Source organism: Thalassospira sp. ABL2_045, assembly GCF_056161285.1.
Map to the genome: position 1 here is coordinate 301718 of NZ_JBSWYV010000004.1, position 10769 is coordinate 312486.

Here is a 10769-nt window from a genome sequence, read left to right on the forward strand (position 1 = left end):
GAGAGCCACCAGAAATGACGCATGCCCCCAAAAGCTCTGTCGGACATAACCGGGAGTCCCGTCTGTTTTATCAAAGCCGGTCCCGCCGCCCGCTGATCGACCGATCAGAAGGCGTCTATATGTGGGATGTGGACGGCAAACGCTATATCGATGCGTCGAGCGGTGCCATGGTCAGCAATATCGGCCACAGCGACCCGCGCGTTGTTGCCGCCATGATGAAGCAGCTTGAAAAGGCAAGCTTCGCCTATCGCCTGCATTTCGAAAATGACGCGGCCGAAGATCTGGCCATCCGTCTTGCAGAACGTGCACCGGGCGATCTTGAACGCGTGTTCTTTGTTTCGGGCGGGTCCGAGGCGGTTGAAAGCTGCATCAAGCTTGCCCGCCAGTACGCACTTGCCAATGGCGAGCCACAGCGCACGAAAGTCATTTCACGTTTTCCAAGCTACCATGGCGCCACACTGGGCGCGCTGGCCGTCACCGGCTATACGCCGATGCATGCGCCATTCGCGCCGATGATGGTTGATCAGCCGAAAATTCCGGCCCCGACATGTTATCTGGATCGCGATGATCTGAGCGATCATGAGCGCGGCATCAAATATGCCAATATGCTTGAAGCCGAAATCATCAAACAGGGTCCGGAAACCGTTCTTGGTTTCATCATGGAACCGGTTGGCGGGGCTGCGACCGGTGCACTCGTTGCCCCGGACAGCTACTATGGCCGCATCCGCGAGATTTGCGATCAGTACGGCATTCTTCTGATCTATGACGAGGTCATGACCGGTGCCGGTCGTACCGGCAAATATTTCGCTGCAGAACATTGGGGCATCACGCCCGATATCCTGGCGGTGTCCAAAGGTCTGGCTGCGGGTTATGCACCGCTCGGTGCGATGATTGCGCCTGATCGTATCGTTGGTCCGGTTCTCGATAATGGCGGGTTCATTCACGGCTATACCTATGCCGGGAACCCGTTGGCGTGTGCTGCCGGCAATGCCGTCCTTGATGTGATTGACGAGGACAATCTGCTTGAAAATGCCGCGACCAATGGTGCGGCACTCAAGGATGAATTGACCAAGCTTGCCGAAGACTTCCCGATGATCGGTGATGTCCGCGGCAAGGGATTGTTGCTGGCCATGGAACTGGTCAAGGACCGCAACAGCATGGAACCGCTTGAGCCCAAGCATATGGCAGCAGCCCGCCTGGTGGATATCGCCTATGACATGGGGCTGATCATTTACTGGCGCCGCACACGTGGCGGTTATCGCGGTGATCATGTCATGATCTGCCCGCCGATGATCATCACCAAGGAGCAGTTTGACGATATTCTGGTGCCGCTGCGCAAGGCACTGACGGAACTACAAGACGAACTCGTGATCGCAGGAGCCTTCGCATGAGCCGCAAAGTCATCATCACCTGTGCGGTTACAGGATCGGTTCATACGCCGTCCATGAGCCCGAACCTGCCGGTGACCCCCGATGAAATCGCCCAGCAGGCGATTGATGCCGCCAATGCAGGCGCATCGATCCTGCATCTGCATGCACGTGATCCCGAAACCGGTTTTCCAAGCCCGGATCCGGATGTATTCATGCAGTTCCTGCCAAAGATCAAGGCAGCGACCAATGCAGTGATCAACATTTCCACCGGTGGCGGCATGAACATGAATGTGCGTGACCGTATCCGGGCTGCGCGCGAAGCCGCACCGGAAATGGCGTCGCTTAATATGGGTACGATGAATTTCGGCCTGTTCCCGGCGCTTGGCGGACGTACCGAATGGAAACATGACTGGGAACCGGAATTCCTTGAAAGCAGCCGTGACTTTGTTTTCAAGAATACGTTTTCAGACATCGAAACCATTCTGGCCGATCTGGGTGAAGCCAATGGCACCCGGTTCGAGTTCGAATGCTATGACGTTGGCCATCTTTATACCCTGGCGCATTTTGTTGATCGCGGCCTGATCAAGGGGCCGATCTTCATTCAGTTCGTGTTGGGCATTCTGGGCGGCATCGGGGCCGATCCCGACAACCTGGCCCATCTGAAACGCACTGCAGACAAGCTGTTTGGCGATCAGTACCAGTTTTCTGTTCTGGGTGCGGGACGCCATCAGATGCCGCTTGGCAGCATGTCGGCCGCCATGGGCGGCAATGTGCGGGTCGGGCTTGAGGACAACCTTTATATCAAAAAGGGCGAACTCGCGCCGGACAACGCATCGCAAGTGCGCAAAATCCGCGAAGTGCTTGACGGGTTGTCGCTTGAAATCGCCACCCCGGACGAAGCGCGCGCAATTCTCGGCCTGAAAGGCGGCGACAAAGTCGCCTTTTAGGAACGGGATCAGACAACCGAACGACGACGCCACAACCGTTTGACCACATGATGTGAAAGGCGGCAACGATGATGCATGCCTATTTCTCAGACGATCAGCTTCGCCATCACGGCAAGACCTTCATTGTCGCGGGCGAGAAAAAGCCGATCCCCGAAGTCCCGGAACGTGCGGAAATTCTGCACCGTGCGGTCGCGCGTCTGGGTCTTGATCTTCATGCCCCCGATGACGCTGGACTGGCCCCGATTGCCGCCATTCACGATGCGCAATATCTGAACTTCCTGCAGACCATTCATGATGAATGGCAGGATGTCGGCGGGGCCGAGCAGGTCATTCCAAACATCCACCCGTTTGATCGCAATGGCCCCTACCCGCGTCACCCTGCTGGGAAGGCTGGCTTTCACCTTGGCGATACGTCCTGCCCGGTCTCAACCACCACATGGCATTCGGCCTATGCCAGCGCGCAAACCGCGATTGCCGCCGTCCGTCATGTTCGTGATCAGGGTGCCAACACGGCCTATGCCCTGTGCCGTCCGCCCGGGCACCATGCGAGTAGCAATATCGCAGGCGGCTTTTGTTATCTGAATAACAGTGCGATTGCCGCCCAGGAGCTGCGCACCAAGTATGATCGTGTGGCGATCCTTGATGTCGATCTGCACCATGGCAACGGCACCCAGCATATATTCTATGACCGCTCAGACGTCATGACCCTGTCGATCCATGCCGACCCCATGGATTTCTATCCATTCTATTGGGGGCATGCCGAAGAATGCGGCGAAAAGGACGGACTTGGTTTTAACCATAATCAACCCCTGCCGCTTGGCAGCGGTGATGATGTGTTCCTCGATGCGCTTGATCGGTCGATGACCAAGATTGATGATTTCGGTGCGCACGCGGTTGTCATTGCGCTTGGCCTTGATGCATCACGCGATGATCCGTTTGGCGGACTGACAGTCAGCCCCGATGGTTTTGCCCGGATCGGCGAAAAAATCGGCACCCTTTCCTGCCCGACGGTTCTCGTGCAGGAAGGTGGTTATGTTAGTGAAACTCTTGCAGAAAACCTTTATCAATTTATCAGCGGCTTTGGCGCTACCACCAAGACCAACACGATTTAAGAAGGCCCCACATGACCCATTCAGACATCCTGATTATCGGCGGCGGCATCGCCGGAATGTCAGCAGCATTCTTTTTGGCCAAGGCGGGTAAATCCGTCACCGTTCTCGAACGTGAAGACCAGCCGGGCTATCATAGCACCGGTCGGTCTGCGGCCCTTTATAGCGAGACCTATGGCCCGAAAATCATCCGCAAGATGTCAACCGCCAGCCGGGCCTTCTTCATCACGCCCCCGGACGGGTTTAGCGAAAACCCGATCCTGACCCCGCGCGGCATTATCATGACCGCAGCACCGGGCGAAGAAGCCCAATTGGATGCCATTCTGACCGAAGGCCGGGCGAACGGTGCGAACTTTGTTGAACTGACGCCAGCTGAGCTTAAGGAAATCATTCCGGTTATCCATACCGACCGGGTCGCCAAGGCGGCCCATGAGCCGGATGCCATGGACATTGATGTGCATGCGCTTCACTGGGGCTTTATTCGCCAGTTCAAAGCACTTGGCGGTACGGTCATCACCAAGGCCTATGTCAGCGAGGTGAACAAATCAAACAGCAAATGGCAGGTCACACTGGCGAAGGGTGATATTTACAGCGCTGATATCGTCGTCAATGCTGCGGGGGCCTGGGCTGACGACATTGCCACCAAGGCCGGCATCAAACCGCTTGGCATTGTGCCAAAACGCCGTACGGCAGTGATGGTCGATGTGCCGGCAGACGTGAAACCGCATGGCTGGCCGCTGGTCGCAAGCCTTGATGAAACGCTTTATTTCAAGGAAGACGCTGGTCGTTTGCTGGTGTCACCGGCCGACACAACGCCGACCGAACCGCATGACGTGCAGCCCGAAGAACTTGATATCGCGATTACCATTGATCGCCTGATGACGGCGACCAGCATCGAGGTGCGCCGCCCCGGTGAAAGCTGGGCCGGATTGCGCAGCTTCTTTGCCGATGGGGATCCGGTATCAAGCTTTGATCCGGCAGATGACAGTTTCTATTGGCTGGCGGGCCAAGGCGGTTACGGCATTCAGACCGCCCCGGCAATGGGCGAATATGCCGCAAGTATCATCACCGGAAACGGTGTCCCGCCGCAGATGGAAAAACTTGGCATTACAACAGATGCCCTGTCCGCCACCCGCCCCACCCTTGTCAGCGGCAAATAAGCGTCGGCATCGACCGATCAGGAGAAAGACCAATGAGCCAGTTTGATCGTGCAGCCTTGCGTGAAGCTGTATCAAAGCGCACCCAAAGTGCGATTGATGATTTGTCCGCGCTGGTGCGCCATGAAAGCCTGCTTGGTAACGAAGCATCTGCACAAGGTTGGATTTCCGACAAGTTTGCTGCCATGGGCCTCGATGTCGAACGGGTCAAGATTGATATCGATGCCTTACGCGATCAGCCGGGCTTTTCCCCGCCGGTGATTGACGGTTATGACGGGCGTGAAAACGTTATTGGCCTGCACCGTCCGCAAAACCCGACGGGCCGCAGCCTGATCCTCAATGGTCATATGGATGTTGTCCCGACCGGCCCCGCCGAACAATGGCGCCATGGGCCTTTCACCCCGCATGTCGAGGATGACTGGATTTACGGCCGTGGTGCGGGTGATATGAAGGCCGGTATCATCGCCTATTGCCAGGCAATTCAGGCGCTGCACGATATCGGGCTTGAACCGGCCGCCCCGGTTACCCTGCAATCGGTGATCGAGGAAGAATGTACCGGCAACGGAGCGCTGGCCTGCCTGCATGCCGGGTACAAGGCCGACTGCGCTATCATTCCCGAACCGTTTAACCAGACCCTGATGACCGCCCAACTTGGTGTCATGTGGTTCCAGATCCATGTATCGGGCAGCCCGGCGCATGTTCTTGATACCTCGGCGGGCAGCAATGCCATTGAGTCCGCCTTTGGGTTCTTTGAAACCCTGAAGGAAGTCGAGGAAATCTGGAACCATCCGACCCATCGCCACGGCGCGTTTGGTGCGCATGTCCATCCGGTGAACTTCAATCTGGGCAAGATTGAAGGCGGCGAATGGGCATCCACCGTACCGCCAGTTTGCACGGCGGATATCCGTGTTGGTTTCTATCCGGGCATGGAACTTGAAAAGGTCCGTGAAACCATCGAGGCCGTCAAAAAAAGCGCGCTTGAAAACCACCCGGCCTGCAAAGGGGCCAAGATCGAGATCACCTATCGCGGTTTCCAGGCCGAGGGATGCGAGATGGATATTAATCATCCGATGATGTCCATGATCGGCGACATTCATCAGGAAGTGACGGGCAATGAGATCAAAAACCTTGCCTCGACCGCGACGACCGATGCGCGCTTCTTCCAGATCTATGGCAACATCCCGGCCACCTGTTATGGTCCCAAGGCCGAACGCATTCACGGGATTGATGAACGGGTTTCGATTGCCTCGATGATGGAAGTCACCGAGGTGCTTGCCCTGTTCATTGCCGACTGGTGTGGCGTGCAAAAGCATGCTAGCTAATCGTCATTATTAAATAAATTATCCAATTGAATCCGAAGGAGAACTTCATGAGCATTCAGCGTCTTCACACCGGCCCGCGCATGAGCCAGGCCGTTGTCCACGGCAACACCATCTATCTGGCCGGTCAGGTTGGTAACCCCGACAGCGACATCACCAACCAGACCAAGGAATGCCTTGAAAAGGTTGATACCCTTCTGGCTGAATGTGGCTCAAACAAGGAAAACATCCTGTCGACCACCATCTGGCTTGCCGACATGAAAGACTTTGCTGCGATGAACGCAGTTTGGGATGCATGGGTCCCGCAGGGTCACACCCCGGGTCGCGCGTGCGGCGAAGCAAAGCTTGCCACCCCGGATTACCTGGTTGAATTCATCGTGATCGCGGCCAAGCCGTAAGTCGCTTTGACACATCAGAAAAAACGCCTGACACGGGAAACCGGTCAGGCGTTTTTCATTTGTAGGGCAATCTGAAACTATTCCCGGTCCTCTCGGGTGACGATCAGCGATGTGGCTTCTAGCGTTCTGTGCACCGGGCATTTATCGGCAATCTCGACCAAACGTTTCCGGGTAGCGTCATCCAGATCACCGGTAAACCGAATGATGCGCTCGAACCGATCAATCTTGCCGCCTTTTGCCGTATGCTGCTCACCACATTCCGCGCAATCATCGGCGTGAACTTTCTGATGCAGGACTTCGGCCCGGATAGAATCAACATCGATCCCCTTATGGTCGGCATACATCCGGATCGTCATCACCGTGCAACTGCCAAGGGCGGTCGACAGATAATCATAGGGCGATGGCCCGCTATCCAGCCCGCCGACCTTTTCCGGTTCATCCGCCAGCAGACGATGTGCGCCCGCCAGCACCATTGACTGGAACTTGCCCAAACCGGTTTCACGCACGATGACACCTTCGCTGACCTCCGGTGTACTTTCCTTGGCATCGGGCAGATAGCGTTTTGCCCATGCGGCAATCACGGACGCGGCGTACTGCGCATCATCGGGATCGCGCAGCAAATGATCGGCCTGATCAAGCGAGACAAAGCTTTTGGGGTGCTTGGCGGCATCAAAAATCTTGCCGGCATTTTCAATCCCGACCGTCTGATCAAGCGGCGCATGCATGACCAGAAGCGCCTTTTTCATCTTCGCCACCTGCGAAGACAAATCATAACCACCAAGGTCATCAACAAACTGCTTTCGGATCACGAACGGTCGACCGCCAAGACACACTTCTGCCTCACCCTTTTCGTGGATATCATCAAGATGATCGGCAAAGTTATGCGTGACATGCGCGACATCCGATGGCGCGCCAATCGTTGCGACTGCGGCTGCCTCCTTGATGCGGTCCGCCACGGCCAGCACCGCCGCACCGCCCAGGGAATGCCCGATCAGAAGTTTAGGGGCTTCGAATTCTTCGCGCAGGAAGTCGGCCGCGCGTTCGAGATCATCAAGGTTTGAGGTGAAGTTGGTCGAAGCAAAATCGCCGCCCGAGCCGCCCAAACCGGTGAAATCAAAGCGCAGCACGCCGATGCCTTCGACTGTCAGCGCCTCGGCAATTTTGCGGGCCGCGATCAGATCCTTGGTACAGGTGAAGCAATGCGCAAACAGGGCATAGGCCTTGACCGGCCCGGTCGGCAGATCAAGCCGTGCGGCCAGTTCGGCACCATGCGCCCCTTCAAATGTCAGCTTAATCGGTTTTCCGGGCATCTTAATCCTCCTGACCTTTGCGGGGTAAAATCATACTGCTATTTCAAATCACTGCCGATAGGATCGCATACAGGGTCGCACAGTAACACGGACAGTTCAGTGATGATTGTTCAAACCGAACGCACAATTTTGCGAGAAGCAAATCATGATGATGCGCCGTTCATTCTTCGATTGCTGAATGAACCGGGCTGGCTTCGGTTTATCGGTGATCGTGATGTTCATGATCTCGAGGCCGCGCGCAACTACATCGATCAACGTTTTCGCGAGATTTATGACAAGCTCGGCTTCGGGATGTGTGTTGCGCTGGAAAAACAAACCCAAAGCCCGATTGGCCTGATTGGCTTTGTAAAGCGCGAGACACTGGATGCCCCGGATATTGGCTACGCCGTGGCCGAGGCCCATCAGGGCAAAGGCTATGCCTATGAAGTCTGTTCCGCGCTGATTGATCATGGCTGGAACGCTTACGGGTTCGAGACGATTTATGGCTATTGCCTGCCGGACAATGTTGCTTCTGTGCGCATGCTCGAAAAGCTTGGCCTGACCTATCTGCGTGATCAGGATGTCAATCAAACCGGCGAAATGTGCAGGCTTTATAGGGCAACCCGGCCGTAAAGGCACATGGCACCCGCAAAACAAAACCCCGCAGTCTGATGATGCGGGGTTTTGAATTTCTAATTGCGCCGAATGCCGATCTTGCGCCCGACCCCGGACGGAGTTGGCAAATCCGCGTGGGCTTCCTTGATCTTGTTGAGCGTTTCCATGATGTCATCAGGGAACGAGGCCGATCGCCGTTCCTGCATATTGATATGCATGGTGATGATTTCATTGGTCGCGGCCAGCCAGCCCTCAGCGCCATGACGCATTTCGTGATACATGTGAATGCGCTTCTGGTCGCAATCAAGAACCTGGGTATGGATCACATAGGGATCACGTTCATGAATTTCGCGATCATAGGTCACATGCATTTCAAGCCCGAAGGTCGATCCGCCGCGCCGTTCGGGATAGGTATATCCCATCCCCACCGCATCCAGAAACGCCATCGATCCCAGATCAAATGCCACCACGTAATAGCCGACATTCATATGGCCATTGAAATCAATCCATTCGGGTTTGATATGCCCGCGAAAAGCTTCAAGTGGTTCGGGCGCAAACAGATCGGTGCTGATCATTTTTCGACGGCCTTTACCACCGCGACGGCTGCAACGAAATCTTCCAGCGAATGGCCAACCGATTTGAACACGGTGCATTCGCCGTCCGTTTCGCGGCCCTTGACCTGCCCGCGCGTCAGACCAAACAGATCGCCAATGATGTCGGATTTGGCAATGGCGCCGCTATCAATCGCCTGAACCACGTCACCGCCTTCGGCACTGGCCCCCTCGAAACTATCGACATAGATGCGGCATTTGGCCATGACCGCATCATCGGTTTCCCGCATGGTCGGCTTGAACGCGCCCACCAGATCAACATGGGTACCTTCGCGCAGCCAATCGCCACGCACCAGCGGTTCGGTCGAAAGGGTCGCGCACGAAATCAAATCGGCGGATTTACATGCGCCCTCCAGATCGTCCGTGCCCTTGGCATTGAAACCAAGTTCGGAAATCTCGGTGGCGAGTTTGGATGCCTTGTCGGCGTTGCGGTTCCAGATGGTGACGTTTTTGATCGGGCGGACCGATGCATGGGCCTTGATCAATTGCGGCGCCATCGCGCCGGATCCGACCATCACCATGTCACTGGCATCCTTGCGCGCCAGATAATCACAGGCCAGCGCGGACGCAGCGGCCGTGCGCCGTGTGGTCAGTTTGGTGCCATCAATGACAGCGGACGGCTGCCCGGTCACGGCATCCAGCAACACATAGGTTCCGGAAACCGCCGGCAGATTGCGCGCCGAGTTACCCGGCACAACAGCGGCGATTTTTACACCTGCCGCGCCATCCTTTTGCCAGGCTGGCATGATCAGGAAGGTTGCGTCATCCTCATTGCTGCGTTCCATGTTGAAATGACTGCGCAATGGTGCTTCGCAGCCTTGTTCAAACCCGTCGCGAAGGGCTTCGACCAGATCGCGGGGCGAGACAAATTTTTCGATATCGTCGGCAGTAATGAAACGCATGAGCCTTCCTGTAGAACTGTTTTTCATTTCAGTGCGGTAGCAGGCGTATTTTATACCACGTCGCAGCCCGCGCGTCACAGGAAGACCAGTAGTTTTTTATGCTGTTTTGAAGGGAAATCAGCGCGATTTACGGCAGCAAAAACCGTTTCAGCGTACCAAACAGCGACCCAGTGCCCAGAAACAGTTCCTCAAGCACGGTAAAGTGGTTCGCACCCCACGCCTTATAGACCGAAACCTTAAGCCCGGCACTGCCGCAATAGGCACCATAAGCATCGCTTTGACGCACGAATTCCGGGCTTTCATTGCCACCCACCACCACCATCAGGCGGGCATCCAACGGCACGGCATCAAGCATCGGTGAATTGTCCGCTGCCGATGCTTCATCAAGACGGATATCTTCGTTCAGCGTTGTATGGCGCACAGGTTCAAGATCGAACACACCGGAAATCGGCACGATCGCCTCAAACGGCATTTCGTCGCCAAGCGTTTCTGACCAGTCATGGGTGGCAAGGCGTGCGACAATCTGCCCACCGGCGGAATGTCCCGAAATCGAAATCCGGTCACGGTCGCCGTTAAATTCCTCGACATGCTGATAGATATAGGCGATGGCGCGCACCGCTTCTTCGGTAATCTCAGCCACCGTCACATCGGGACACAGATCATAATTCGGGCAGATGACTGTAAAGCCAGCCGCCACCAGATCACGTGCGACAAAGGCATAGTCCTTTTTGTCCTGACTGCGCCAATAGCCGCCATGGAAAAACACATGCACAGGGGCCCCCGGATCGGATGCCAGGAAGACATCCATGGTTTCCTTGGGTCCCTCGCCATAACGCACATCAATCTTGCCACCAAGCTGGCTTCTCGTCTCGTCGGACAGTTTCACGAACCGTTCAAAATGGGTCATGAAGTCCGGCACGGTTTCGCGCGGATTATATTGCCATTCAAGCTCTGCTGCAGTGAAACCGCCCCAAGCCATCAACACCTCGGATATCAGGGTTCAGATCAATTGTTCCCAATGATCTTTCTTCAGTTTTCTCCGGTTTGCAATC

Annotated in this window: 11 protein-coding genes; 7 read left to right on the forward strand and 4 right to left on the reverse strand. The window is 55.8% G+C overall.

The annotated features are described in order from the left end of the window. Nucleotides 1-14 precede the first annotated feature (14 nt). The 6 genes from ACXAIA_RS09060 (at nt 15) to ACXAIA_RS09085 (ending at nt 6300) form a co-directional block, all read left to right on the forward strand. Nucleotides 15-1391: an aminotransferase family protein gene (locus ACXAIA_RS09060; protein WP_475349029.1), complete on the forward strand. Its 1377-nt coding sequence runs from the start codon at nt 15-17 to the stop codon at nt 1389-1391. After that, complete coding sequence (gene kce / locus ACXAIA_RS09065; protein ID WP_475349030.1) at nt 1388-2317, forward strand: 3,5-dioxohexanoate:acetyl-CoA acetone transferase; 930 nt, start codon at nt 1388-1390, stop codon at nt 2315-2317. The genes ACXAIA_RS09060 and kce overlap by 4 nt, the downstream gene beginning before the upstream one ends. A gap of 68 nt (nt 2318-2385) precedes the next feature. Continuing rightward, nucleotides 2386-3429 carry a histone deacetylase family protein gene (locus ACXAIA_RS09070; protein ID WP_475349031.1) on the forward strand — a complete coding sequence of 348 codons (1044 nt, stop codon included), beginning with the start codon at nt 2386-2388 and terminating at the stop codon, nt 3427-3429. Between the two features lie 11 nt (nt 3430-3440). Next, nucleotides 3441-4586: an NAD(P)/FAD-dependent oxidoreductase gene (locus tag ACXAIA_RS09075; protein WP_475349032.1), complete on the forward strand. Its 1146-nt coding sequence runs from the start codon at nt 3441-3443 to the stop codon at nt 4584-4586. Nucleotides 4587-4618: 32 nt separating this feature from the next. Continuing rightward, the gene (locus tag ACXAIA_RS09080) at nt 4619-5905 is read left to right on the forward strand and encodes a M20 family metallopeptidase (RefSeq protein ID WP_475349033.1); all 1287 of its coding nucleotides are present in this window, start codon (nt 4619-4621) and stop codon (nt 5903-5905) included. 47 nt (nt 5906-5952) lie between these two features. Beyond that, nucleotides 5953-6300, forward strand: coding sequence for a RidA family protein (locus ACXAIA_RS09085; RefSeq protein WP_475349034.1), 348 nt, complete (start codon nt 5953-5955; stop codon nt 6298-6300). Nucleotides 6301-6377: 77 nt separating this feature from the next. Here ACXAIA_RS09085 and ACXAIA_RS09090 read toward each other — a convergent pair whose 3' ends face one another. After that, nucleotides 6378-7610 (reverse strand): bifunctional alpha/beta hydrolase/OsmC family protein, encoded by a 1233-nt coding sequence (locus ACXAIA_RS09090; RefSeq protein ID WP_475349035.1) that lies wholly within the window; start codon nt 7608-7610, stop codon nt 6378-6380. Nucleotides 7611-7712: 102 nt separating this feature from the next. Between ACXAIA_RS09090 and ACXAIA_RS09095 the strand changes: the two genes are divergently transcribed. Next, the gene (locus ACXAIA_RS09095; RefSeq protein ID WP_475349036.1) at nt 7713-8222 is read left to right on the forward strand and encodes a GNAT family N-acetyltransferase; all 510 of its coding nucleotides are present in this window, start codon (nt 7713-7715) and stop codon (nt 8220-8222) included. A gap of 59 nt (nt 8223-8281) precedes the next feature. Here the strand turns inward: ACXAIA_RS09095 and ACXAIA_RS09100 are convergent, their stop codons facing one another. The 3 genes from ACXAIA_RS09100 to ACXAIA_RS09110 all read right to left on the reverse strand — a co-directional run bounded on the left by ACXAIA_RS09100 (nt 8282) and on the right by ACXAIA_RS09110 (nt 10696). Next, nucleotides 8282-8779 (reverse strand): thioesterase family protein, encoded by a 498-nt coding sequence (locus tag ACXAIA_RS09100; RefSeq protein WP_475349037.1) that lies wholly within the window; start codon nt 8777-8779, stop codon nt 8282-8284. Next, the gene (lhpI, locus tag ACXAIA_RS09105; RefSeq protein WP_475349038.1) at nt 8776-9717 is read right to left on the reverse strand and encodes a bifunctional Delta(1)-pyrroline-2-carboxylate/Delta(1)-piperideine-2-carboxylate reductase; all 942 of its coding nucleotides are present in this window, start codon (nt 9715-9717) and stop codon (nt 8776-8778) included. Before lhpI ends, ACXAIA_RS09100 begins: the two co-directional genes overlap by 4 nt. 127 nt (nt 9718-9844) lie before the next feature. After that, a complete protein-coding gene (locus tag ACXAIA_RS09110; protein WP_475349039.1) occupies nt 9845-10696 on the reverse strand; it encodes an alpha/beta hydrolase in 852 nt (283 codons plus the stop codon). Nucleotides 10697-10769 lie beyond the last annotated feature (73 nt).

Coding starts and splice junctions, on each gene's coding strand:
- ACXAIA_RS09060 (WP_475349029.1), top strand. CDS start 15: ATGACGCATGCCCCCAAAAGCTCTGTCGGACATAACCGGGAGTCCCGT.
- kce (WP_475349030.1), top strand. CDS start 1,388: ATGAGCCGCAAAGTCATCATCACCTGTGCGGTTACAGGATCGGTTCAT.
- ACXAIA_RS09070 (WP_475349031.1), top strand. CDS start 2,386: ATGATGCATGCCTATTTCTCAGACGATCAGCTTCGCCATCACGGCAAG.
- ACXAIA_RS09075 (WP_475349032.1), top strand. CDS start 3,441: ATGACCCATTCAGACATCCTGATTATCGGCGGCGGCATCGCCGGAATG.
- ACXAIA_RS09080 (WP_475349033.1), top strand. CDS start 4,619: ATGAGCCAGTTTGATCGTGCAGCCTTGCGTGAAGCTGTATCAAAGCGC.
- ACXAIA_RS09085 (WP_475349034.1), top strand. CDS start 5,953: ATGAGCATTCAGCGTCTTCACACCGGCCCGCGCATGAGCCAGGCCGTT.
- ACXAIA_RS09090 (WP_475349035.1), bottom strand. CDS start 7,610: ATGCCCGGAAAACCGATTAAGCTGACATTTGAAGGGGCGCATGGTGCC.
- ACXAIA_RS09095 (WP_475349036.1), top strand. CDS start 7,713: ATGATTGTTCAAACCGAACGCACAATTTTGCGAGAAGCAAATCATGAT.
- ACXAIA_RS09100 (WP_475349037.1), bottom strand. CDS start 8,779: ATGATCAGCACCGATCTGTTTGCGCCCGAACCACTTGAAGCTTTTCGC.
- lhpI (WP_475349038.1), bottom strand. CDS start 9,717: ATGCGTTTCATTACTGCCGACGATATCGAAAAATTTGTCTCGCCCCGC.
- ACXAIA_RS09110 (WP_475349039.1), bottom strand. CDS start 10,696: ATGGCTTGGGGCGGTTTCACTGCAGCAGAGCTTGAATGGCAATATAAT.